The 26931-nt window shown below is 47.0% G+C and carries 16 protein-coding genes; 11 read left to right on the forward strand and 5 right to left on the reverse strand.

What is annotated here, in order from left to right:
- Window positions 1-7: 7 nt before the first annotated feature.
- From GC130_RS18720 to GC130_RS18730, 3 genes are all read right to left on the reverse strand, one after another.
- A complete protein-coding gene (locus GC130_RS18720; protein WP_151999877.1) occupies window positions 8-3412 on the reverse strand; it encodes a TonB-dependent receptor in 3405 nt (1134 codons plus the stop codon).
- Window positions 3413-3511: 99 nt separating this feature from the next.
- Complete coding sequence (locus GC130_RS18725) at window positions 3512-4654, reverse strand: FecR family protein (RefSeq protein ID WP_193217910.1); 1143 nt, start codon at window positions 4652-4654, stop codon at window positions 3512-3514.
- A 186-nt stretch (window positions 4655-4840) separates the two neighbouring features.
- Window positions 4841-5410, reverse strand: a complete 570-nt coding sequence (locus GC130_RS18730) for an RNA polymerase sigma factor (RefSeq protein ID WP_151999879.1) — start codon at window positions 5408-5410, stop codon at window positions 4841-4843.
- A gap of 137 nt (window positions 5411-5547) precedes the next feature.
- Here GC130_RS18730 and GC130_RS18735 point away from each other — a divergent pair, with 137 nt between their 5' ends.
- Window positions 5548-6099 carry a DUF1697 domain-containing protein gene (locus GC130_RS18735; RefSeq protein ID WP_151999880.1) on the forward strand — a complete coding sequence of 184 codons (552 nt, stop codon included), beginning with the start codon at window positions 5548-5550 and terminating at the stop codon, window positions 6097-6099.
- Between the two features lie 13 nt (window positions 6100-6112).
- Here GC130_RS18735 and GC130_RS18740 read toward each other — a convergent pair whose 3' ends face one another.
- Window positions 6113-7459, reverse strand: coding sequence for a polysaccharide deacetylase family protein (locus GC130_RS18740; protein WP_151999881.1), 1347 nt, complete (start codon window positions 7457-7459; stop codon window positions 6113-6115).
- Window positions 7460-7539: 80 nt separating this feature from the next.
- Window positions 7540-8817, reverse strand: coding sequence for a serine hydrolase (locus GC130_RS18745; protein WP_151999882.1), 1278 nt, complete (start codon window positions 8815-8817; stop codon window positions 7540-7542).
- A 133-nt stretch (window positions 8818-8950) separates the two neighbouring features.
- On the opposite strand from GC130_RS18745, the gene GC130_RS18750 reads away from it, so the two are divergent.
- The 10 genes from GC130_RS18750 (at window position 8951) to GC130_RS18795 (ending at window position 26538) form a co-directional block, all read left to right on the forward strand.
- Entirely contained in the window at window positions 8951-10315 is a 1365-nt protein-coding gene (locus tag GC130_RS18750) for a hypothetical protein (RefSeq protein ID WP_151999883.1), read from the forward strand.
- 3 nt (window positions 10316-10318) lie between these two features.
- Complete coding sequence (locus tag GC130_RS18755; RefSeq protein WP_151999884.1) at window positions 10319-10927, forward strand: hypothetical protein; 609 nt, start codon at window positions 10319-10321, stop codon at window positions 10925-10927.
- A 146-nt stretch (window positions 10928-11073) separates the two neighbouring features.
- Window positions 11074-16638, forward strand: a complete 5565-nt coding sequence (locus GC130_RS18760; RefSeq protein ID WP_151999885.1) for an alpha-2-macroglobulin — start codon at window positions 11074-11076, stop codon at window positions 16636-16638.
- Window positions 16639-16828: 190 nt separating this feature from the next.
- The gene (gene pbpC, locus GC130_RS18765; protein WP_151999886.1) at window positions 16829-19162 is read left to right on the forward strand and encodes a penicillin-binding protein 1C; all 2334 of its coding nucleotides are present in this window, start codon (window positions 16829-16831) and stop codon (window positions 19160-19162) included.
- An 88-nt stretch (window positions 19163-19250) separates the two neighbouring features.
- Window positions 19251-21644 carry a glycogen debranching protein gene (locus GC130_RS18770; protein ID WP_151999887.1) on the forward strand — a complete coding sequence of 798 codons (2394 nt, stop codon included), beginning with the start codon at window positions 19251-19253 and terminating at the stop codon, window positions 21642-21644.
- A gap of 491 nt (window positions 21645-22135) precedes the next feature.
- Window positions 22136-22537, forward strand: coding sequence for a GreA/GreB family elongation factor (locus tag GC130_RS18775; protein WP_151999888.1), 402 nt, complete (start codon window positions 22136-22138; stop codon window positions 22535-22537).
- A complete protein-coding gene (locus tag GC130_RS18780) occupies window positions 22534-23163 on the forward strand; it encodes a hypothetical protein (RefSeq protein WP_151999889.1) in 630 nt (209 codons plus the stop codon). Before GC130_RS18775 ends, GC130_RS18780 begins: the two co-directional genes overlap by 4 nt.
- A gap of 226 nt (window positions 23164-23389) precedes the next feature.
- Window positions 23390-26008 carry a DUF5686 and carboxypeptidase regulatory-like domain-containing protein gene (locus tag GC130_RS18785; RefSeq protein ID WP_151999890.1) on the forward strand — a complete coding sequence of 873 codons (2619 nt, stop codon included), beginning with the start codon at window positions 23390-23392 and terminating at the stop codon, window positions 26006-26008.
- Window positions 25998-26324 carry a DUF4160 domain-containing protein gene (locus GC130_RS18790; protein WP_226940545.1) on the forward strand — a complete coding sequence of 109 codons (327 nt, stop codon included), beginning with the start codon at window positions 25998-26000 and terminating at the stop codon, window positions 26322-26324. The genes GC130_RS18785 and GC130_RS18790 overlap by 11 nt, the downstream gene beginning before the upstream one ends.
- Window positions 26302-26538: a DUF2442 domain-containing protein gene (locus GC130_RS18795; RefSeq protein WP_151999891.1), complete on the forward strand. Its 237-nt coding sequence runs from the start codon at window positions 26302-26304 to the stop codon at window positions 26536-26538. Before GC130_RS18790 ends, GC130_RS18795 begins: the two co-directional genes overlap by 23 nt.
- Window positions 26539-26931: the final 393 nt, after the last annotated feature.

Raw genomic sequence — 26931 nt, forward strand, 5'->3', positions numbered from 1 at the left:
AAAAACCTTAGAAGCTTAGGTTAAAACCAGCTGAAACAAATGTTGTCTGAGGGTATCTGGAGTTAAAGTCTATACCCCTGCTGCCCACTGTTCCTTCCCCGAGCACTTCCGGATCAACTCCCTTGTACTTCGTAAAAGTTAGGAAGTTGTCGGCCATCAGGTAAATTCTTAGGGCAGACACTTTGATTTTCGACAGCGCCGCTGTTGGGAAACTATACCCAAACTGAAGGTTCCGAAGCTTTAGATACGATCCATTCTCAACGAAATAGCTTGAAATGTTCGTGTAGTTCGCATTGGGATCTCTTTGGTAATTTCCGTTAACGTCCGTAAAGCCTAGCCTTGGTACACTGGTAAGGCCATTTCCATCAAAGAATGAAGCTTTGAACACCTCAGGAGAAGAATTATAATCGCCAGCCAGAAAATCTGAATAATGACGGTTGGCATTGTAAAGATCCACGCCAGATACACCCTGAAAGGCCAATGCAAGGTCGAAGCCTCTGTACTTCATGTTGATATTTATGCCGAAGTTGAGCTTTGGCCACGGGTTTCCGATAAAATCTCTGTCATCCTGTGTGATTACGCCATCGCCGTTCACATCCTTGTAAATCAAGTCACCGGCCCCAGCTCCGTCCTGCACCACCCCTCTTTCCTGAGCTTCCTGGTCGGTGGCGAATATCCCTTCCACCACATAGCCAAAGAACTGGCTCATTGGCTGGCCATCAACCGTCCTGGAAATCGAATTTGACAAATACTGTCCACCTACGCCGTCATTAATGGACTTAGTGCCTGAACCGTCAAGGCTGACCACCTTGTTTTTGTTAAAAGCGCCGGTTAAGCCAAAATTCATCTGAAGATCGCCAACCGATTGTTCGTAGTTAGCCCCAATTTCTAGACCTGTGTTGCTGAGTTCGCCGATGTTTGTGAACACTGGATTAGAAGCCAGTAAACGCCCGGCAACATAGCCCGATGACATAGGAAGCGGAAGCTGATAAATCATATCTGAGGTTAGCCTCTTGTACCAATCCATGGTCACTGTCAGTCGCTGATCCAATAAGCCAAAATCAACACCAAAATCAGTAGTTTTCACTTCTTCCCATTTTATCTCGGTGTTGGCAAGGCTAAGTGCTCTGGAGTAAGATTGTACCGCTCTGCCATCGCCTAAAGCGTGAAAATTTTGTGGAGAGTAAGATACCTGATACAGGTATTGAGGAATTGCCCCTATGTTTCCAAGCGCACCATAGCTGGCCCGCAATTGCATAGATGAAATAAACCCACCCTGGTCAAAGAATCCCTCTTCGCTGATCCTCCATCCGGCGGAGAATGCGGGGAAAACACCCCATTTGTTAGCAGGCCCAAACCTATCCGAGCCGTCTCGTCTGATGGTGGCAGATGCCAGGTATTTACCAGCATACGAGTAGTTAATACGACCAAACTGTGAAAGCAATCTTTGATCAGGTGAAGGCCCACCTGTTACACGCTGGGATGTCACGTCGTTATTTAAGAAAAATGATTCCGTTACATCAGCAACAAAGTTTGTTGCGTTGACAGTCACATATTTTCTATCCTCCCTGTACATCTCGTAACCAGCCAATGCTTTGAAGCTGTGGTCTCCAAGCATCTTTTCATAGCTAGCCACCAGATTGGCAGTATAATTCTCCCAATCAGTGTAAGTCTCGGTGAAAATAGCAGGAGCTGACTGTGAGCCAATGTTGTATGCCTCCGAGAAAATACTGTTTACACTGCTGCCAATGTTAGCGCCCAACGTACCACGAAGGTTAAGTCCTTCCATTATTTTAATATCAACATAGGCATTGCTCTGAATAGCAAACTCATCTTGCCCACCATGGTTGGTTAGGGCTACGAGCGCCGGATTGTTGCCATTAAAGTAGCCGGCAGAAGGTGCTTGTCCCCAGCTTCCATCAGGCTCATACACGGGCATGGTGGGTACTGTCCTCCAATAGTTCCCTCCCTGATCCGGGTTTAAAGAGCTTTTGTAGAGGTAAACAGTTTCACCTACCGTCACATTTTTAGACAGGTGAAAATCGGAGTTGGTTCTGAAGGAATAACGCTCAAAAGAATTATCCAGCTTGATTCCTTTTTGTTTAAATATGTTTCCCGACAAATAGTAGTTTGCTTTTTGCGAAGATCCTGCCAGGGATACCGTATAGTTATTGTCGTTTCCCGGGTTATAGAGTTCGTCCACCCAGTCCACATCGGGCAAGGTGTTAGGGTCGCCCCACGCTGACACGTCATAGCCAAATGCTTTCCGTGCAGCAAACATTTGCTGAGTGTTCATCAATGGTACCAGCGGGCGTGTATTTCTAATCCCGCTATAGCCACTTACATTAATATTGATCTTCTCATTATTTCCAGAGCCTCTCTTGGTCTGGATCAAAACAACGCCACCTGCTGCCTGCGCTCCATAAATCGCAGCAGCACTCGCATCTTTCAGGATTTCCATTGATTCAATGTCCTCACTATTGAAAGAATAGTTAGTGCCCATTCGCACGCCATCGACGATAAACAAGGGAGACATTCCGTTCACGGAGCCTCCACCACGAACAACGATATCAGATGTGGCACCCGGTGCTCCTGAAGACTTAACCACCTGCACACCTGCAACCCTGCCCTGCAAAAGCTCAGCAGCACTGGTAACAGGCAAATTCTTGATATCCTCTGACTTTAAGCTGGACACTGCGCCGGTAAGGTCCTCCTTGCTTTGCGAAGCATAGCCCAGCACCACAATCTCATTCAAAGACTGTATATCTTCAACCATCGAAACATTGAGAGAGCTGACAGCCCCAACACGAATTTCTTGTGTGATATAGCCAATTGATGAAAACACCAGCGTAGAATTGGGGCCATCCACTTCAATGCTATAGCCCCCCTCAACGTCTGTTGCCACACCATTGGATGTCCCCTTTTCGATAACAGACACACCAGGAATGCCAACACCTTGCTCATCTGACACCTTACCGCTTACCGAAACAGCAGGATTAGCTTCCTGCGCTTCTCTCCTGCTATCAGGTTTAATGGTTTTTGCAGGCTTAGGTTCAGCCTTTTTCAGGACAATCTGATTCTTGATTGTACTGAATGAAACCGTTCCGTCGTCAAAGACCCGCTCAAGAATTTTATCAACGGGCATTCGATCCACGTTAATAGAAACCTTTCTTTCCAGGTCAATCTCATCCGTCTTGTAAAAGAATTTGAACTGACTTTTGGATTCAATTTCTACCAAGACCTGCTTGATCGTCTTGTTCTCAATGTGCAGCGTAATCTCCTCGAATTGCGAATAGGCATTGGCCTGAATTTTCGGCAAACCAACAACCATCAGGAAGAGAAAGAGTTTCAAACCACTGTGCTTGTAAAAATTACTTTCCACAAGCATGGAAAACCAACTTGATTTTTTCATAACTTTAGGTGATTTTTTTAAATAGGTATGTTTATTAAAATCCAACTACATCGGGGAGCGTGCCAGCGTTTCCCGATCTTTTTTTAAGTGTGTTTCATTTCATAGGCTGTTTCGTTTGTTTTGGTTGATAATTACTTTGTTATCCGAAATGTGGTAGTCAAAACCAGCACTAGCTCTGAATGTCTCCAGCAAGTCGATGACCGTTTCGTCATCAAACTTTCCATTGAATCGGACAGGTGCTAGCTCTTTGTACTCGTTTTTGATTTCCACGTTATATCTTCTTTCTATTTTCTTCACTATCTCAGAAAAAGGCTCGTCGTTGAATATCAACACATTTCGCATCCAACCCACGTAGTCTTCCACATCCACTTCCTGTACTTCGAATTTGCCAGAAACCAAAGAAGCCTTTTGACCAGGCACAATCACTTTCTCGGTGCCAACGATGTTACCGCCATCTTTCTCCTGAACGGCCACGCTGCCTTCAATCAATACAGCATGGGCCACTGACCCTTCATAAGAACTGACGTTGAAATGTGTTCCTAAAACCCTGACATCCATGCCGCTGGTGTTTACCAAAAAAGGGTGTTCTGGATCCTTCGCCACTTCAAAATATGCCTCTCCAGTTAGAAAAACTTTTCTTTCCTCACCCTGAATAAAATTGACTGGAAACTTAAAAATTGTACCGGAATTGAGATGCACAGATGTGCCATCAGAAAGCACCACCTTGAAGGTTTTTCCTCTTGGCACTTCTATCTCATTAAATACCAGTTGCTTAACATCACTCTTCGGCTTGTAAACAATCACATCACCCTCCTGGGAAGCAATTACGCCCCCTTCATCATCATTAATTTGGCTGATACCTCCAATGACAATTTCGTTGGACGTGCCCTCGCTTGTTCTCAGAACTACTTTATCATCGCCGATAACAAGTGATTGACTGCTAGTATTGTGCAGATTGGCCCATATTGAGACGCCGATCGCAATTCCTGCAATAACGGCGGCGTACTTCATCACGCTGGAAAATGAGAGGACTCTAACGACTGGCTGCTTCTCTTTTGTTGTCTCCGACATAATCTTCGACCACATCTTTGGTTTGATTTCCTCATCAAAGTTCAAGTCTGAAAGTTCCAAGCTATCATCCTGAAATGAATCTAAATACTTTTCCAAAAGCTCACGCTCTTCAGGAGAACATTCATTGTTCACATATTTATTAAAAAGTGCTCGTCCCTGTTTAGCATCCATCTGGTACTCTTTTGTTTTTTGTATAGTGTTAAGTACCATAAATGATCAATAGGTACACGTCCACTTCAAAAAAAAAGAAGAATAGTTTATCTGAGGGGAAAAGTTTTGAAAGACTTACGCCATTAAAGTTCCGGCGTAGTAGCAGCGGCTGATTTAGCGTAAGGGAAATTCCAGGCTAAACGGGCGTTATAGCTCCAGCAGCAAAGCGAGTGCTGCAATTTTATGGGGGTGAAGTTCTTGTTTCAACGATTTCAATGCTTTGCTTATTTGATTCTTCACCGCCTGCATCGAAATTTTTAACTCTATGGCAATCTCCTGATTTGACTTATTCTGAAACCGGCTCATCACAAATATCTCCTGGCACCGGGGAGGCAGGGAGCTCACCACGTCTTTTATCAGCTCCTCAAGCTCTTCAAACTCAAGCTTTTGTAAGATGTCAACCGACACATCAACAATATTCAACCTGGTTAGATCCTCGTCAGAGATTTTGGCATCACGCATGTGCTTGAAGACCTGGAATTTTACCGATTGAAACAAGTATGGCTTTACACTGACAATGTTGACTGTTTTTCGTTTGGACCAAAAATCAATGAAAACATTTTGAACAATATCTTCGCAAGCCTCTCTCTTTTTAAAAATATTCAATGCATAAATGAACAGACCTTTGGAATACCGATTATAGAGCTCCTCAAATGCAGCTGCATCATCCTGTGCTATCATTTGCCACAGCTCCAGATCGGTTCGGTCAGATTTCATTTATAATAAAATTTGCCTAAATCTATAAAGATTTATCAAAAAGAAAAGTCGCTAAAGGGTTAGTGGTATGAAAATGCCAAAATACGCTGACTTCGAAGTTTTATGTAATTTTAGTATTTTAAAGCCAGTCCACGAACATGACCACCTACATCTCCATCCTCAGAGGCATCAACGTCAGCGGGCACAAGCCGGTGCCCATGAAAGAGCTGCAAGCACTTTACGAATCATTAGGATACGAACAAGTGAAGACCTATATCCAGAGCGGCAACGTGGCTTTTGCAACAAGCGAACAACAACAAACGCTGGTCAAAGGAAATATCGAAAAAGCCATCAGCCAACACTTTGGTTTCGATGTACCCGTCCTTGTTCGAACCAAAGCGGACGTACAAAAAGTGATTGAAGAAAATCCCTTTCTTAATGAGAAAGGAATTGCACCTGACAAACTGCACGTTACCTTCCTTGACGAGCTGCCAAAGCAGGAGAACGTGGATAAGCTGCTGACGTACGACTACGCCCCGGATCGCTTTGTGTTGATAGGAAAAGAAGTATACGTATACTGCCCCAACGGCTATGGCCGAACAAAGATCAACAATACCTTTTTTGAATCTAAATTGAAGGTTGGGGCTACTACCAGAAACTGGAAGACAGTGAATGTGCTGGCTGAAATGGTCGGGATTAAAAAAGCTTAACAGACTTTGCCAGCTATTCCATTTCCCTGACCGTTACCGGTTCGCCGTTGGGCAAAGCCTCATACATCACATACTTCTTCCCATCTTCCTCCGTCATTCGCACAGCGAGTATAGTGTCGCCCTGTTTCACCTGCACCTTTTTCCAGTCAGGCACCAGTGTTTTGAGAGTCAGGCTATGCCCATACCACTTCGGATCAAGGGTATGTGTAAGGTTCACTACGATAGTGCTGCCAACAATCTTTGTGCTCACTTTCGCAGCCATGCGTTCTCTTATGTATTGCGTTACCTCCACAAACGGAGCCACCCATACGTCGTCTTTTTTAGCCGCCACGTACTCAAAGTATTCCCGTAGCTGCTCTTTAGGTTTGGCCTCCCAGCCAACACCCTCTACGCCGTGAAACACCAGCACCAGCCAGGTGTCATTGCGGGCGGCGGTAGTGTCCACCCACGACTTCATCAGCTCCATGGGCGTTTTAGACAAAGGCCCCCGCTGCCACTGCACATACTCCTTCCCCTCTTTTCCTTCACCAGGCGACTCCTTCGCACCCCTGTTGAGCTCAGCAAGAAAGGGCTCAGGCATCCGGTTACGGGCCGATTCGTATACGCTAAGCACATATTCCATGGCGTGCTCATTCTCAGTGCCATAAGGCCCTTCAGCTGAAAAAATGTAGTCTTCACCTATCTGATTCTCAATCTCTTCCTTACTCTTTTCCAACTCGTACAATATGTTGGCCTCATCGAGGATGGCCAACCGGGGATGGGTAACCGTATGGCTGGCAATCTCATGCCCATTGGCGGCGTATTGACGGTACAGTTCCCAGGTGGTAGTATCGTTACCCTCTCTATAGCTGGTAGGTGGCCCTACCTTCCTAAGCTTACCAGCTCTGATCTTCGCATACCCTTCTTCGATGATTTCAATGGCCTTGTCTACGTTTTCGGCATCTACCGCCGCACCTGCTCTTGTGTGATAATCGAGGCCGCCTTCATAGCCCAGAAAGCCAATGGCCGACGCTCGTTCAAGCAGGTTATCCTTGTTCGTCGGTATTTTGGCAGTTTCCGCAATGATCTCCTCTCCCGGTCTGCCGATAAAGGTGCCCCGGTACTGCGACTCAGGTATTTTGCCGGTGATGATGTAAAACGTGCCCTTCATGCCGAGCGAGTCGAGCATGGGCATGGCTATAGTGAACTGGTGGATGGTGCCATCATCGAATGTGAGAGAAACAGCTCCGGTTTTGTCTTGGTACCATTTGGCAACTTCTGTCTTTCCGATATCGGCATCAAACGATGGCTGACAAGAAGTTAAAATCGATACAATTGTAAAGGTAGCGAGGATGTGGTTCAGGTGTATTCTTTTCATCATAACATCAAATAACTACAAACTGCACCCCATCTCCAACCGAGGTTACACCACTGGAAAATATTGAAATCTAAACTAAAGAATTACTCCAAAATCGCCTGGTACACCAGCGCTCTTAGCTTTGCCTGATCATCCAATCCAGCCGTTGGGATAAGCTGCTTGAAGTAAACGACTACGAGTTCTTCCTTTGGGTCGACCCAGTAAGTTGAACCGTAGGCGCCGCCCCAGCCGTATTCGCCTACCGAACCTGGAATACCTCTTTCGCCTAAATCCTCCACCACGTAAAACCCAAGGCCAAACCCTTGCCCGTCCCGAAAGTCAATATCACCTGTATGACTCACTGTCATCAGTTCAATGGTTTTTGGTGAAAGAATCCTTGTGCCATTGAGCTCACCTCCGTTCAGCGTCATTTGCAAAAACCTGGCGTAGTTGTCGGCAGTGCTCAACAAGCCAGCCCCACCGGAAAAGCTTTTTCTGGGCCCATCCACATAAGCTCCCTGGCTCACCATGGTGCCCGTTACCGGCGATTTTTCTATTGGCTTGTCCTGAGAAGCTGAATAAACCGTTGCGAGTTTGCCCGTCTTGTTCTTCGGTAAGTAAAAATGCGTATCGTTCATTCCCAGCGGATCGGTAATCCTCGTTTTGATAAACTGATCAAGCGGCATTCCGGAAGCCTTTTCAACCACTGCTCCAAGGATGTCGGTGTTATAGCCGTAAACAAATTTCTCCCCTGGCTGAGCATCCATAGGCAGGGAAGCCATTTTGGCAATAGTGGCACCAACAGGTTCTTCCCTATGGGCAAAATACCACCCCGTGATGCCTGCTTCCTCCCATTTATCTTTGGCAGGCCCTCCACCATAACCGATGCCAGCTGTGTGAGTGAGCAGGTCTCTCAGCGTGATTTGCCTTTTCGCCGGCACAATCTCATAAACTCCATCTTCCTTGGCCACAGCAACCGTGGTCTCTTCAAACTCAGGAATGTATTTACTTACGTTATCAGTTATCAAAAGCTTCCCTTCCTCCTGAAGCATCATGATCGAAACACTAACAAGGGCCTTGGTTTGCGATGCGATTCGAAAAATAGCATCCTTAGGCATCACAGATTTGGACTCGATGTCCCTCAAGCCAAACGCTTCATGGTACACCACTTTTCCCTTGCGCATCACCAAAATAACATTGCCAGACATCTTTTTATCGTCTGCATACTGCCTGAAAACAGCACTGAGGCGCTGGAGTCTGTCCGATGACATGCCCACCTCTTCGGGTTTGGCAGTCGGCAGCGTTTGCGCATGGAGGTGGTGAAGTCCGACAAAAAGGACTAGCAGGGCAATAGAAATGCGTAAGAGTAGTTTATTTTTCATGGAAAAGTAGGTTTTAAAAGAGGTGATTATAACTATTATTCGAATGAATTCAAACGAGTAAATGGGTGAAGTCCCGCCACGCACAGGATAAAGTCAGTGATATTCCTTATTTTTATAAAACACCCTCAATGGTATGAAAAGGAAAAGTTTGTTCATCGGTTTTGTTGTCCTCGTTACCAGCGTCGGCTGCGACAGAACGGAGGAACCACCAAAAGACCCATTGGCTGGCTATACGTCGACCTACGAAATTATTCAGGGAGAAATCTGGGACGCATCCTGCGTAAGCTGTCACTCGCCCGGCACCACCTTTGCCAAGCAATCGGATCTGATCCTTTCGGCAGAGGAGTCGTACGAACAGCTCATCAACAGAGCCCCTAACAATGCAGCAGCCAAAGCCGATGGCTTGCAACTAGTTGGCGACAAAGGCATTGAAAGTCTGTACAAGAGCTTCCTTTGGGAAAAAATCAATGTGCATGATCAGGAGCATTTTTACCAGGATCACCCGCAATATGGCTCTCTTATGCCACTTGGAGGTGTGCTGACCAACGGTGAGCTTGAGTTTATCAGGCAGTGGATCATTAATGGCGCTCCGAAAGACGGAGAAATCGTTGACCGGTCGATTCTCAACGACACCACTACTTTTGAGGTGCTTCCTTTTGAGCCGCTGGCATTGCCTACGGAAGGCATTCAGTTCCATCTCGGGCCTTTTGATGTGCCAGCTAATACAGACAGGGAAATGTTCTCTTATAAGCTGCTCAACAACCCGGAACCCATTTTCATCAAAGAGGTGGAGTTCAGCATGAGGCCTGGCAGCCACCATTTTATCCTTTACAACTACACGAACAACATCCCGGAGCTCTTCGTGCCAAAATCTGACTATATCAGAGACGTGTATGATGCCAAAGGAGAATATGTTATCTCAACTTTGCTGGTCATGGCCTATCATCAGTTCGTCACCGGCACGCAGTGGCCACGCATGCGCTACGCATTTCCGGAGGGAGTGGCATTGAAAGTGCCCGCCAACTCCGGCTTCGATATGAACAGCCACTACGCCAACAAAACAAATGACGTGGTTGTTGGCGAGGTGTATGCCAATATTCACACAACAAAAGAGGAAGAGGTGATGCACATAGCCGAAATCCTCAACCTGAACAACGACAATATCAATATTCCTGCAAAGACGAAAACGAGCCTTACCAAAGAGTTTCGCTTTGATGAGGAGAGAACAATCTTCCAGCTTTGGTCGCACGCACACAGCCACATGACCGAGTTCCGGGTGTATGCCATAGGCGGCGAAAACGACGGCAAGCTGGTATACATCTCCTACGACTGGGAACATCCACCAATTCTACAACTAGATCCGCCATTGCTGATCCCGGCTAAAGGTGGCCTGAAACTTGTTACCACGTACGACAATCAAGAGAACCGTAGCCTGCATTTCGGGCTCAGAAGCACCGATGAAATGATGATTCTGTTTGGAGCTTATTACAAAGAATAGACTGTGCCTTTAAAAGTATATCTTCTCATCTTATTACTACCCTTTTCGCATTTATGCCGGGGGCAGATTGAAGTCGACACTTCTTTTAGGTCCATTTCGCTAAAGCTGACTTTAGATGATGGATTCAGGTCATTGACCTTTCGAAAAAACGGTGAGTCAGACACGGCAATTTTTCTAAATTACTTCGTTAGTAAAAACACCCAGGGCAAGACAAACCTGTCCGACGAAATACCTAACATCCGCACACTTTGGGACAGTGCTGCACAGCTCATCCCTATTCGCTTAACATCGGCAAACATTGGCTATCCGCTGGAATACGACGACGTGCTCCAAAACCAAATAGCCGCCTTCAATGCTTCCAGTGAGTGGAAAGCGCATGTGAACAAAAATGGAAAGAAGCTGGATTATAAATTGATCAGACAGGTCATGATCGATCATCATGTTTATGGCCCGTTTGAAGATCTACTTTCCGACTACGGCTATACGCTGACTGATCTTTCGACAGAAAAGCATGGATTCGTAACTAACGAAAAACTAAAAGAGCTGGGCAGAAGCCCCGATGAGGTAATCCCTGTGCCTTATATGGTTTGGCTGGCCATTTCAATCCAATAGATTTATTTACACGAAAAGGAATATGTTCGGTAGCGAAATACTATATTTCTCTAAAAGATATAGTGTGCTGAATAATTAATTCACAACAAGGTCACTCTCAAATTGATTTTCAGTAGCTAATTTACCAACCGAAAAATTCCATCATTATGCAACGTGTATTAAAACAACTTTTTGCTTGCTCAGCTATTTTTTACCTTTTGACTGCCTGCGGAGGCTCAGGCCCTGCTGCCAGAAAAGATGACTTTAGCAGCCCCAAAAATCTCTATGTAGATTATATTTCCTCTTTCACGGGCGGTGTGGTTTCACGCACCTCATCTATCCGAATCCGACTCGCTAAATCTGCCGGAGACTCGCTGGCAGGCAAAGCAGTGGAGGACTCATTTTTCAAGTTTTCCCCATCAATGAAGGGCACAGCGCTTTGGGAAGATAACCGTACTATTGTCTACACTCCATCCGAATATCTTCCCAGCAACACCAAATACGAAGCTATTTTCAGTCTGGGCAAGGTGCTCAAGGATGTGCCCGGCGACAGAAGTGAGTTCAAATTCACCTTTCAAACACTCATCCAAAATTTCGACGGAATAGTTAACAACCTCCAGCCTTACGACAAAAAAGACCTTAAGAGGATGAGGATAGACGGGCAGGTACAAACAGCCGACTTTGCCGATATTGAGAACGTAGAGAAGGTATTGAAAGCCACCCAGAGTGGTAAAGACCTTCAAATTACCTGGAAGCACGGCGACAACAACGTACACACTTTCCTTGTAGAAGAAGTTACCCGCTCTGAAAAGGAAAGCACTGTGACCCTGGCTTTCAATGGTGCCTCTATTGGCGCTGAAAAATCGGAAGAACAGGTGGTAAAGGTGCCTTCGCTAAGTGATTTTTCAGTATTATCCAGCAAATTTGTAACCGGCGCAGAAGACTACATTTCCATTCTGTTTTCGGATCCGCTGGATGATAGGCAAGCACTTCAGGGCCTCATCCAGCTAGCTGGCAATAGCAACAGGCATCGCACAGTTATCAGCTTGAATGAATTAAAAATTTACCCCACCTCTACTCTTCAGGGGTCAGTAGAAGTCACTATTCACAATTCCCTCAAAAACATAGCTGGCTACAACCTGAAACAAGATTACAGCACCAGCCTGGAAATGGTGCAGGTCAAGCCGGAGATTCGTTTGGTTGACACATCAGGGAAATCCATCCTGCCCAGCACAAACGGGGTCATCCTGCCCTTTGAAGCGGTTGGGCTCAGTGCAGTCGACGTCACTGTTACTCGGGTGTTTGAGGACAACATGCTGCAATACTTGCAAACAAACAACATGGGTGGCCGCTATGAGCTTCGGCGGGTAGGCCGCCCCGTCACACAAACTGTTATCCAGCTCAACAACTCAGGTGTAACGAATCTCAACAAATGGAATCGCTTCACGCTTAATCTTGAGGAAATTATTAAAACTGCTCCCGGGGCTGTTTATGAAATAAAGATAGGCTTCCGTAAGAAATATTCTCTCTACTTCTGTACTGCTGAAGGCGGCGCTATTGAAGAAATGGATGATATAGAGGAAGACTGGGGAGCGGAAGAGGAAGAATCGTATTGGGACGGCTATGAAGACTATTACAACGACGACTACAGCTATGAAGACAGGGACAATCCATGCACCAGTTCGTATTATGGAGACCGCCGCTCTATCAGAAAGGTTCTTTTCTCCTCAGACCTGGGGCTTATTGCGAAGAAAAGAGACGATGGGAACCTGCATGTGTTTGCCACTAACCTGGTGAACGTTCAGCCCATGTCGGGCGTCGAAGTAAAAGCCTATGATTACCAGCAGCAGTTGCTAAGCTCAGGCCAAACTGATGGAGATGGCAAAGTGATCTTACAAGGCAAGGGGAATCCTTTCGTTATTATTGCCAAAAAAGACAATCAGGTAGGTTACCTGAAAATTGACGATGGCAGCTCACTTTCACTCAGTAATTTTGACGTCACTGGCGAGCGGATTCAAAACGGACTCAAAGGTTTCATATACGGCGAACGTGGCGTTTGGCGGCCAGCCGACACCCTGCATCTTGGATTTATTCTGGAAGACATTGAAGAAACTCTCCCTTCGGAGCACCCTGTGATCATGGAGTTGTGGAATCCCATGGGGCAGCTCTACTCCCGCAAGGTGAGCTCTCAGCCAGTGGGTGACATGTATCGCTTTGACCTGCTCACAGACAAAGACGCCCCTACGGGTAACTGGTTGGCCAAAGCCAAAGTAGGCGGTGCCACCTTCAGCAAACAGATAAAAATAGAAACCATCAAGCCCAACAGGCTTAAAATAGAGCTTAATTTCAACAAAAGCGTGTTCACCTCCTCCGACCAGCAAGCATCCGGCGACCTGAACGTGCGCTGGTTGAGCGGTGCCAAGGCAGGCAACCTGAAGGCGGAATTCGAACTGGTTTTGTCTCCTATTAAAACCACTTTCAAAAAATACCCTAACTACAGCTTCGATGACCTCTCCAAGGATTTCTACTCAGAGCGGGAAATGGTGTACGAAGGCAGGGTGAATGCTGAAGGATATTCCCGGATCAACATCAATTTGGGAGAGCCTAACAATGCTCCTGGTGCTCTCAATGCCAGGTTCCTGGGCAAAGTATATGAAGAAGGTGGCGATTTCAGCATCAGCAATGTGAGCATGCCTTACTATCCGTATTCAACCTTTGTTGGTGTAAAAACTCCTGAGGGCGACAAGCGGGGTATCATCCTTACCGATAAAGACCATGCTATCCGCATCGCATCGGTCGACGCTGATGGCAACCCTATCAATCGGCGCAATGTGAAGGTGCAGCTCTTTAAGCTGGACTGGAAATGGTGGTGGGACAATTCCTACGACGCCATCAGCAACTATGTGGGCCGGTCGTACCGTGACCCTATCAAAGAAGGGTTTGTAGACACCAACAACGGTGAGGGCTCCTGGAATCTGCGGATAGACTATCCACAATGGGGCCGCTATTTCGTGCGGGTGGAAGACCCTATTTCGGGGCACTCTGCCGGGCAGGTGGTCTACATCGACTGGCCGGGCTGGGCTGGTAAAGGCAAAAGAGGTGAGCTGGGTGGCTCTTCCATGCTCGACTTTGGTATAGAAAAAGAAGAATACAAAGTGGGAGAAAAAATCGCTTTGTCCATACCTACTACGGCCGGCAACCGCATACTGGTAAGTCTGGAATCAGGAAGCAAAGTACTTCAAACCTTTTGGGTGGAAGCCAAGGAAGGCAACACGGCCGTTGATTTTGAAGCTACCAGCGACATGGCTCCAAATTTTTACGTCAATCTAACGATGCTACAACCTCACGGCCAAACATCAAATGACTTGCCGATCAGATTGTACGGGGTGCAGTCGGTGAAGGTGGTTGACCCCGGCACCAGGCTTGAGCCAGTAATTGCCATGCCCGACGACTTACGTCCGGAGCAATCTTTCACTATAGGGGTATCAGAAAAGGGTGGCAAGGCCATGGCCTACTCCATTGCGGTTGTTGATGAAGGATTGCTGGATATTACCAACTTCAAAACACCGGACCCCTGGAACTCTTTCTACGCCAGAGAGGCATTGGGTATTAAAACCTGGGATGTGTATGACGACGTGATGGGCGCTTTTGCCGGCAAAATAGAGCGCCTTCTTGCTGTAGGGGGTGACGGCGATATTGAAGCCAAAGAAGAAACCGAAGCCAATAGGTTCAAGCCGGTGGTTATGTACCTGGGGCCGTTCTACCTTCAGGCTGGCAAGTCGGCCAAGCACAACCTCAAGCTGCCCCAATACATCGGCAGTGTAAAAACCATGGTCATCGCCGCCAACAACGGAGCATATGGATTCGCCGACAAGGCCACGCCAGTGAAGCAGCCACTGATGATATTGGCTACTTTACCCAGAGTAGCCGGGCCAACAGAAACGATGAAGCTGCCTGTCAATGTTTTTGCCCTGGACAATAATGTAAAAAATGCTAAAGTGAAAGTAGAAGCCACGGGCACCTTAGCGCTCAACGGAGCCGCCGAGCAGTCCGTCACGTTCAGTGGGCAGGGCGACAAAGTCATCTACTTTGACCTGAAAGCAAAAGAGGTATTGGGTGTAGGCAAAGTGAAGGTAACGGCCACCTCAGGCAGCCTCACTGCCAGCTACGACATTGAGATGAACATCATTCCACGTAACCCACCCGTAACACAAGTGGTAGAAAAGGTGCTAGGTGCGAGTGAAAACTGGAGCCTCGACTACACGCCAATTGGACTGGCCGGAAGGAATGAAGGAGCCATCGAGCTCAGCACACTGCCACCACTGAATATCGAACAGCGCCTGGGCTACCTGATCCAGTACCCGCACGGCTGTATCGAACAAACCACCTCTTCGGTATTTGCGCAGCTCTACCTTGATAACCTGACTACCCTGCCAGACGACAAGAAGATGCAAGTGCAAAAAAATATCGACGCTGCCATTAACCGGCTGAAAAGCTTCCAGTTGAGTAGCGGCGGCTTCTCGTACTGGCCCGGTAACAGCTACGCCAACTTCTGGGGCACCAACTATGCCGGTCACTTCCTTATTGAGGCCCGGAAAAAAGGTTATAGTGTGCCAGAAGGTATGCTGGCTTCATGGATCAATTTCCAAACCCAGAAAGCAGACGCATGGGGAAGCCTGAGCGGCGAAGAAGACAACGACCTCATCCAGGCCTACAGGCTGTATACCCTGGCGCTGGCTGGCAGCCCCGCAGTGGGCGCTATGAACAGGATGAAGGAGAAAGCAAACCTGCAAAGAGAAGCCCGCTGGAGGCTTGCACTGACTTATGCATTGGCTGGATTTGATCAGCAGGCAACCGGGCTTGTCGAAGGCCTCTCGTCAGAAGTTGAACCCGACAACAACAGGCGTTACTACTACACCTACGGCTCACCCATGAGAGACCAGGCCATGATCATGGAAACGCTTCTGCAGCTCAAAAGGAAAGAAGATGCCTTTGGGATCCTACAGAAAATAGCCAAAGAAATGGGCAATAAAGACAACTGGATGAGCACGCAAACAACGGCTTATTGCTTTATTTCCATTGCCAAATATGTGCAGGACTTTCCTTTGGAGGAATCGCTCACAGTAGCTTTGGAGGTAGGCGGAAAGCTTTCTCCGGCGGGAGGAAAGGACTATGTGACCCAGGTATACCTTCAAACGCCCGACAAACAGCAGCCCATCAAAATAACCAATAACGGAAGTGCTCCCATCTTCGCAAGGATCATCCGCAAGGGTGTTCCGATTGAGGGCGGCGAAATTGCAGGCGAGAAGAACCTGAGCATGATCGTCAGCTACAAAACCATGGACGGCGACGGTCTTGATGTTTCGAGGCTAAAACAAGGGACAAACTTCATGGCGGAGGTTGTTGTGCGAAACCCGGGAGAAAAGGGACTGTACAAAGACATGGCGCTCACGCAACTGTTTCCTTCGGGTTGGGAAATTATTAATACCCGACTGGAAGGCGCTGAAGATGCGAGCAAAGGTCAAAAACCTGACTATACCGATATTCGTGACGACAGGGTCATGAATTATTTCGACTTGCAGGCAAGCAAACAAATCGTGATCAGGGTGTTGCTCAATGCATCTTACCAGGGCAAATTCTATATGCCTGCCACTTCAGTAGAAGCTATGTACGATGACACCATCTACGCCCACAAGGCCGGAAGGTGGGTAGAGGTGATCACCGATAAATAGTGACAGAGGATAACAAACGGATGGCCTCTCTTAAAACCAGAGAGGCCATCTGTATTTCTTATATCAGCTAAACTTTGCTTTATTTGACCTACCTCAATTCAAATAATTCTATTAATCGCTCTGACTTTTAGTGACAAACGTGGCTGGTTCAGTCCTCTTAAATTTATTCCAAAGGAAGTGGTTCAAATCGATGGTGACCTTGCTCGCCATTCCTTTAATGCTCATCCTGTTTTACCCCCTGCCGTCTCCCCTTTTTCCTAAGAAATACGCCACACTTCTTCAATCTTCCGATGGACAGTTGCTGGGAGCCCGCATCTCCTCTGACGGGCAATGGCGCTTCCCCCCGGCTGATTCGGTGCCGCAGAAGTTCGAGGCCGCCATTCTCCTCTTCGAAGATGAGTACTTCCACTACCATCCGGGTATCAACCCTGTGTCGCTTGGCAGGGCAGTTTGGCAAAATATTCGGTCGGGAAAAATAGTAAGCGGTGGCAGCACCCTGACCATGCAAACTGTGAGAATGGCCCTGGAGAATCAGGAGAGAACCTACAGTCAAAAAATCTGGGAGCTCCTGCTTTCCATCAAGCTGGAACTCTTCTATTCCAAAGAGGAGATACTGCAGCTATATACTTACCACGCACCCTTTGGCGGCAATGTAGTTGGTCTGTCCGCAGCTTCCTGGCGGTATTTCGGTCGCCCGCCTTATCAGCTTTCGTGGGCAGAAACTGCGGCGCTGGCAGTACTGCCCAACAGCCCCTCCTCAGTATTCCCGGGGAAAAATGAAATCACCTTCAGACACAAAAGAGATGCTCTTTTGGAGAAACTCAGTGCAAAAGGCTACATCACCAGCGACGAGGCCCTGCTGGCAAAAGCTGAACCTCTGCCCGGCAAAGTAAAGCCCTTGCCCAACGATGCTTTCCACCTTTTGCAACGAGCTGAAAAGGACGGTCTGGCCGGTACCATTGTGCAATCGACGCTGGACTTTGCTTTGCAACGCCAGGTGAGGGAAAAAACGGATCGCTATTCAGAGCAAATGGCCCACAATGAAATCCACAACGCAGCTGCCATTGTTATCGATATTGCTTCAGGAGAAACGCTCGCCTACGTAGGTAATTCCTTTCCCAATGGTGACGAAACCAACAACCATGGTCAGTTTGTGGACGTGATCACCGCCCGCAGAAGCCCCGGAAGCCTGCTAAAGCCATTTCTGTACGCCGCAGCGCTGGATGATGGCATTCTCTTACCAAAGGAACTATTGCCCGACATCCCACTCTTTTATCGGGGTTTTGCTCCACAAAACTTTGATAAAAAATACCGGGGGGCTGTTGCAGCAGATGAGGCGCTTGCCAGCAGCCTCAACGTACCTTTCGTCTTTCTCTTACGGGAATATGGCTATGAGAAACTGCACCAGAAGCTCCGGCAAATCGGCATGCAGTCGCTGGATAGACCCGCCAATCACTATGGCCTTTCTTTAATTCTTGGCGGCGCTGAATCGACGCTTTGGGAACTGTCCGGTATGTTTGCCGGCATGGCAAGAGCGCTCAACAACTTTCAGGATCGCCCTTACAACAAAGGGTACTCAACGGCGGACTATAGGCCGAACAGCTACCTTCCACTAAAAACGACCAAACGAGAAGGTGACCTCGAAACCAATGGATTCCTGACGGCACCTTCCATTCTCTACGCCTTTCAGGCAATGCAGCAGTTGAGGCGCCCGGAAGAAATGTCAGGTGCAGAAATGTATGGCTCGTACCGCCCCATTGCCTGGAAAACCGGCACCAGTCATGGCTTTCGTGATGCCTGGGCCATTGGCCTCAACGACCGCTATTTAGTAGGTGTTTGGGTAGGTAACGCCGATAGTGAGGGCAGACCAGGACTCACTGGCATACGCTCTGCCTCACCGCTGATGTTCAGCATATTCGAACTGTTGGATGGCGACGCCACCTTCGATGAGCCGTTCGGAAAGATGGTCAGCATCTGCAAAGAAAGCGGACTTTTGGCAAGCGAGTATTGCACGGAAACAACTGACTCAAATTTACCTGACTATATGCTTCAGGGCAAACGCTGTACCTACCACCACCTTCTCCATCTGGATCAAGCTGAAAAACACCAGGTAAGCAGCGCCTGCTACGCTGTCGACAAGATGCATTCTAAACCCTGGTTCGTGCTTCCGGCTGTGCAGGCATGGTACTACAAGCAGTATCATTCCAACTACAAAGAGCCACCACCTTTTCTGTCCTCATGCGCAGAGCAAAACACCAATGGCTTCATGGAATTAATTTATCCCAGAGAGTTCACCAAAGTATATGTGCCCGTTGAGCAGGATGGCAAACCAGGCTTGGCCATATTTGAAGCGGCGCACCGTAACCCGGCTTCAACCATCTACTGGCACCTGGATGAAGTCTACGTTGGCTCAACGAATTTCATCCATCAAATGGGCTTCCACCCGGAACCTGGCCCCCACATGCTTACACTTGTGGATGAGGAGGGCAATGAGTTAAAGCAGGGATTTGAGGTCCTGCGATGAGCTTCAGGCTCTTCGGCGGTAGTCATTTCACCTTTGCTTCCAAGTAAAGGAATCGGTACTTTTAACCATTTAAAATGCTGCGTTTTTGATGAAACAACTCCTTTGCTTTTTATTGATATCAATGGCCTTTGTGTCCTGCGATACGGACACCAAACCAACCAGCCTTCTGGTCAGCCTGGACAGCGTAGAACATATCAGCGGTAAACCGGAGTACCTGGGCAGCCCATTTGTGACGGCCGGCGACCGGGTTTATATGATTGGCCATCAGGATGGTAGCTTCCCCGACCTCGGCTGGCATGTAGATGGAGAAATGGGCGGTATCTGGGATCACCCGATTAAATTAATGGATGGTTTTTCAATGAATATCGGAGAGGTTGGCAAAGAGGCTCCCTGGTGTCTGGATAAGGCCGATGAATTCATCAACTACCCTTTTGCTAACAAACATGTTTTCAGCAACGGCGATTTACAGGTTCAAAGAATACAATTTGTGCCAGATGATGGCATGGAAGGGCTCATTGTAGAATATACTATCACCAACCAAAGCGAAGAGGAAAAGTCGCTGGAGCTTGCGTTCACAGGCATGGTGGACCTCAGGCCCGTGTGGTTGGCGGAAAGAAAAAACATTGAGAATGGCAGAGACACCCTCTTTTTGCAGGAGCTTTCCGAGACTTATTTAGCAAAAGACCTGAACAACGACTGGTATACCATATTTGGCAGCAGCGAGCCTGTTATCGGATACAGAATCGATGAAAGCCCCTGCCCTCAGGAAAGAAAAGGGCTGGGCACCGACGGCACCATTGTTTCGAGGGTGACTTTACAGCCCAACGAAACCTACCCGGTTCAGTACTATATCGCTGGCTCATACACATCAGCCGACGACGCCCATACCACCTATGATCAGCTAAAAGGAACAGCCTCTGTTACGCTGAAGAACAAAATGAATCGGTATGAGCAAATAGCTCAGGCATCATCCATCTCCATCCCCGACAAAGACATTGAAACCATGTACCGATGGGTGAAGTACAATACCGCCTGGCTCATCAGAGATGTGCCGGAAATAGGGAGAGGTGTTTCCGCCGGGCTACCCGACTATCCGTGGTGGTTTGGTGCCGACAACTGCTATACCCTGCAGGGTATGCTGGCTACTGGCTCCCCGGCTGAAGTGAACTCGACCATCAACCTGATTGAAAAGCTCTCGATGGAATTAAACGGCAATGGCCGGATCATTCATGAAACCTCCACCAATGGCGAAACCTATAATCCAGGCAACCTGAACGAAACGCCTCAGTTTATTTCCCTTCTCTGGACGTTCTACCAGTGGACTGGCCACAAAGAGACAATCGAAAAATACTACCCGGAAGTGAAGAAGGGTATCAAGTGGATCGAAGAACAGGACAAAGATGGCAACGGCTATCCGGACGGCCCCGGCATGATGGAAATTCATGGGCTGCACAGCGAGATGGTGGATGTAGTGGTGTACACGCAACAAGCTTATGAAGCTGCTGCGCAAATGGCAATGGAAATGGACGAGCCTGACTTTGGCACTGAATACCAGAAGAAGGCCTATGCACTGAAAAAGAAAATCAATAGTGAATGGTGGGTAGAAAGTGCCCAATCGTTCGCTGACTTCCGCTCGACTAAGGCACAAGCGTTGGAGCTGATTGATGCCGCCATAGTGCGAGCCGACACCATCAACAAACCATGGTCGATCAAAGAGCTGCAGAAAACAAAAAAAGAGTTGGTCGCTAACGCTACTGGAACCACCAGCGGCTACGTGGTTCACCACAACTGGGTCGTCAACACGCCGACTGAAATGGGCATTGCCGATCCTGAAAAGGCTGACAAGGCTTTAGCTACTGCCAGAAAGTACAGCAACCGTTTCGGCATGTACGTGACGGGCATGGACAGAGATGAAGCCAGCGATGCCTCCAACAAATGGAAGTCGTTCAGCTACGTGGGTGCGGTAATGACACTACCAACTGGCGTGCAGGCCATATCCGAGGCAAGATACGGGCATCCCGGCGAGGCGCTTGGTTACCTGAAAAAGCTGCACAACTCATTCAGCTACGCCCTGCCCGGCTCCATGTACGAGGTGAGCCCTGATTATGGCATGATTGTGCAGGCATGGAACATTTACGCCGTTGCTGTCCCGATTGTTAGTTACTTTTTCGGAATTCAACCAGAGACGCACAAAAAACAGGTGACGATAGCACCCGACATGCCCGAGGGCTGGGACGATGTTTCTATCAGCGACGTGTGGATGGGGGATAACGTCATTGGCTTCACAAAAAGCTCGAAAGATAGCCTGGTCACCTATCAGGTGACACAACGAAACCCTGGCTGGACAGTATTATTAAAACTAAAGGGTGAAAAAAACTCCACAATTCAAGTTAATGGAAAGGTATTTTCTTCAACGGCGGAAAATGAAAATATTATTATCCGTTTAACAGGTGTTGACAATTTGATATCAATTCAGCGGTAGCGGAATCAAAATGCTGATACACTGCAAATCCTGCCATTTGCATCCTATCCACTCTCTTCATTCCCGCAAATAGCGTTCGGTTTATGAGAAAGGGTGAGGCATATGAAGAGAAAAGTCGATCTTTAACAACCGATATTACAGAAATTGGCTTACCAAACCATTTTAAGTTGTATCTTGTTAATAGCAAAAAGATTACAACGTGCGCAAACCAAAGGACATACTCAAATTGCCCTTTTCGCCAGATGGCGGAATCGATAGCTGTGTGTTGCTTTGTACGCACAACAAAGCCTTTGTAAAATAGGCCTCCCATTTCATCAAAGAAGTAAGGAGGCCGGTAGTACTGTTCCTGCAGACTTCTTGCTCTGACTACCCGGAGCACGTTATTCAACCTACCTAGCATTTCACTTTCAGGCATAATACCACCATACGGATGCCCTATTCACTCAGTGGCATTCGCTTGGTGCCATGTTCAATTTAAATACGACGTAACGATGAATCCAATTATAACAAAAGCAGACCACAATACAATTAAATCCCTGATAGCTAATCTACCGGATCATTTAAAGACTGCTGAGATAAGACAACTGACGAATGAGCTTAATCGTGCTCGGGTTGTTGCAAACGACAAAATACCGGAAGATGTTATTCGACTAAACTCCTATTTTGAAATTGAGGAGATCAATTCAAAACAACAAATCAACTTCACAGTCACTCTTCCGAACAAAGCAAATATTGCTGAGAAAAGGGTATCCATACTGTCGCCACTTGGCATTGCGCTGATCGGCTTCAGGAAAGGCATGACTGTTCAGTGGACGCTACCTGGCGGCCCAAAAAAACTCAAGATATTGAAAGTTGAACAAGCCATAGAAGAGGCTAAAATTCAGACGCTATGAAATGGACATACAGCATTCGAAACAAAACAACAGCGGCAGCACTACTCCTGACTGTTTTTTTGATAGTGTTATTCAATAACCTGAAAGAAAGGAAAAACTCGGTGAAAATCAGCGAAACGATCCATTCGATATTTCAGGATCGGTTGGTGGTGGAGAGCTACATTTTTCAGCACGCAGAGCACCTCCACTTGATCGAGAGAATTATTGATTCCGAGAACATTGAACATGCCGACAAACAACAGCAGGTGGAGGCGGCCTTCCGGCAAATAATGGTCTTGAACGAGTCGTACCTGGAAACAGTGCTCACTGAGGAAGAAGAAAGAGTCTTTGGCGGGTTCAACGACCTCAGCAAAAAAATGGGTGCGAAGGCAGAACAGGGTGACCTGACGGCTGCAAAAGCATACGCAAAGGAGGCAGCATTGTCCCTGAAAACACTTTCTTCCATCCAGGTAACAGAAGGAGCATCTCTAATGACAGACGCTAAAGCACTGTTTAGTGCAAGCACTTTGTCGTCCCAACTGGAAAGTGCCATTTTACTTGTCATTGCACTGATCATCCAGGCACTGATTTTTGCTTCTAGCACCCTCAAAGTGAATAGGCATCCTCAAAACCCAATACTTAATTGAGCGACTAAGCACAGGAAGTCCATTTGCCCAAGTGATGGACTTCCTAAAAAAAAACACTTCTTTCACTGCCCCATTCATTTCTCCTAAAAGGTCAATTCCCCAACTTTTCTACCGCCTTCGGCCTGCTGTGCCGACGGAAAAAAATTAATATTGTAATTACTTACGCAACCTCAGCACTGATTATTACATCTAGGCTACAAGGTCAATCAAAACTCAAATTTTTTAGATGCGTTGTTTTTACTCTTTATCCCTGCTACTGCTGGTGTCTTTCACCGCTTTAGCCCAAAATACTGGTATTAAAGGCAAAGTGCTTGGAGAGAATAATGAGCCTCTCCCCTTTGCCACTATCTTCATTCGCAACATCAACACGGGCACTACTTCCAATGTCGAAGGCGACTATGAGGTACGGCTTGCTCCCGGCAAATACGATGTTGTGTTTCAGTACATTGGCTACGAATCGAACGTGCATTTCTTTGAAGTGACTACCGGCTTCGAAACGTACAACCTCGCCCTTAAACCCAGAATATTTCTCCTCAAAGAAGTGGAAGTACGCAGCGGCAAAGAAGACCCTGCCTACACCATCATGCGCAAAGCAATCGGCAAGGCCAGCTTCCATGCCAACCAGCTCGATGCCTACGATGCCAAAGTCTACATGAAGGGATCCGGCCGATTGCTCGACTCACCCTTTTTCCTCCGCAACAAAATAGCCGAAGAGGGCATTGACAGTACTATGGCATTTACTTCCGAGTCGGTGAGTGAGCTGCACTACGAACGGCCGAGTACCTACTCGCAAAAGGTGGTGGCGGTGTTCTCGCAGGGGGAAGACAACGGAACAGGCCCTGGTGAGTTCCTCACGGCCAGTTTCTACGAGCCAAAGGTTGTGGACGCCATTTCTCCGCTTTCACCCAAAGCATTCGCTTATTACAGGTTTACTTACGACGGCTATTTCCGGGAAGGCGGCTACGTGATCAACAAAATACTTGTCACGCCCCGAAGCAAAGGAGACGACATTTTTGAGGGAACAATCTACATCGTTGACGACCTCTGGAGCATCCACAGCCTCGACCTTACCATGTATAAGCTGGGGATCAAATTCAACATTGAGCAGGTATACAATCCGATCGAGGACAAAGCCTGGCTCCCGGTAAGTCATAAGTTTGTCATCAACGGCTCTTTTTTCGGGTTCGACTTCCAGTACAACTACCTGGCCACACTCAGCGAATACAAAATCACCCTCAACCCCGACCTCGACATTCCGGTAACGGTGATCGACGAAAAAATAGATAAAGAGGCTGCCGCTGAAGTGAAGCAAAAGACGAAAGGCCAGGAAACACTGGAAAAGCTGGCTCAGAACAAGGAAGTGACCAGAAAAGACCTGCGCAAGCTGGTGAAGGAATACGAAAAGGAAGAAATGGAAGATCTTGAGTTTCCTGAGATTGTTTCTAATATCTCCATAAAACGAGACTCCACCACAAGCTACAACAACGACTCCACCTTCTGGACAAGCATGAGACCTGTGCCACTTACTGCCTATGAGATCAGGGGGTATACGAAGATAGACAGCCTCGACAAAGCGGAAGAAGCCGAGTACAAATCAGACACCACGAAAAAAGGAAAAAACAGAAGAGACAGAAAAGTAAGGCTCGGTGATCCAGTTTTTGGAAGCTCCTACAAGCTGGGGAAAAAGGGTCGCCTTAACATCGAGTCTCCACTACAAACCATCGGCTTCAATACAGTAGAAGGTTTTAATTTCTTTTACGACATCAACTACTCACGACGGTTTGAAAATGGCAATAAACTCCAGTTCGGCCCTGTGTTGCGCTATTCTTTTGCCAGAGAAAAGCTCCTACCGAAAGGTTATGTAGATTTCCAATACGGGGAAAGCGGCACAAGAGGCAGCGCCCGGCTGGAGGCAGGCAGTTATGTGCAGCAGTTAAGTGCCCTTGAGCCCATCCACCCCTATATCAACACTGCCTACGCCCTGCTTTTGAAGGAAAGCTATTTAAAACTATATGAAAAGGATTTTGTAAGGCTGGAAAACGAAAAACGATATAACGACAAATTCTCGGCGAAGGCCAGCGTTGAGTATGCGCAGAGAAGAAGCCTGGCCAACAATTCAGACTACACTTTTTTCAAACACCCCGGAAAAGAATATACAGCCAACAACCCTCTCAATGCCAATACAGAAATAACAGGCTTTTTTGAGCACCAGGCACTGATATTTAACATTTCAGGGGAGTACAAACCATGGCTGAAGTACAGAATGAAGAACGGGTCGAAAGAGGAGATCAGGAAGTCGACGCCCACCTTCACTCTTGAGTACAGGAAAGGCATGCCCTGGGCTGAAAGCGATGTTAACTACGACCTGTTGGACGTAGGGGTGAAACACAGTTTTGAGTGGGGCATCCGTTCCAAGCTGGACGTTCGGGTGAATGCCGGGAAGTTTCTTAATGACAAGGCCATTTACTTTCCGGACTTTAAGCACTTCCCAGGCAACCAAACACTATTTGCTACGCTAGACCCGGTGGAGAACTTCCGCTTGCTTGATTACTACTATTACAGCACCAATGATGAATACGTTACCGCATTTGTGCATAACCAATGGCGCAAGCTAGTGGTGACACAACTTGCTTTTGTGCGGATGATGGGGATTAAAGAAAACATGTTTATCAATTACCTCGGCACACCCAATTCTAATAACTACACAGAAGTGGGCTACGGCCTGGATTATATCATGCGGGTTTTCAGGCTGGAGGCCATTGCGGCTTTTGAAGATGGCCAATACAAGAACTTTGGCGTAAGAATAGGTATTGCAACAAACCTGGAGGACTTATTTGATTTCTGAAGTTAATAGTGCTCATTATGGAGAGTTGGTCAACATACTGCAAAAGTCTTATATTTATGAAGCATTAGCATTATGTCAGATGCCGACAATTTTAAGACACAAAGGTTATCGATTCTTCTTTTATGCAAATGATCATAGCCCGATGCATATTCATGTTGAAAAAGGTGACGGCACAGCAAAATTTAACCTTGAGCCTATTGAACTCGTTAAATCGAAAAGATTCAACGCCGCTGAAATCAATGAGATTCGTAAATTAGTGATTGAGAATTTGGAACTGTTTAAGAACAAATGGGATGAGTATTTTAACAAGCTATAAATCCAGCAATGCAGTTGATATTTGGTTTGATGACTTAAAAATGTTCATCAGATTAGATGATGGCCGTGAAGTTGCCATACCTCTCGATTGGTTCCCAAAACTTAGAGATGCTACAGAAAAACAAAAAAATAACTGGAGATTGATCGGCAGCGGAGAAGGAATCCACTGGGAGAGTTTGGACGAAGACATACTGGTAGCGGGCTTGCTCCGATAAATAGTACGTGGTTCAGGGCAATCGCATTCAAAATAATTATTACGAGACTAATGGTAAAAGAATTTTTCGGGGCCCGGGGCACAGAATGGTCAAAGCCTCAAGGAGGCTTATCAAAGTCTCATATGGTGTGTGTTTAGTATAAAAAAAGGGAGCTGTTGCGTTTGGTGTTGTGCTCCTCTTTCATGGTTCAATATACTGAAAATGAGATAATTGTAAATTTTTTTGTCTTTTTTTTTGATCCAATAGAGCGAAATAGTTTTTCCGGCTTCAAAAGGTTTTGAACAGGTAAAAGACAATCTTTTTTGCAATATCTTTAGTCAAATGAAAGATTGCAGAACTACTTATCGGGGTAATTTACGATACCCTCTGGTCGAAGTCATGTTTTTGGTTATT

Source organism: Imperialibacter sp. EC-SDR9 (genome assembly GCF_902498805.1).
Classification (GTDB): domain Bacteria; phylum Bacteroidota; class Bacteroidia; order Cytophagales; family Cyclobacteriaceae; genus Imperialibacter.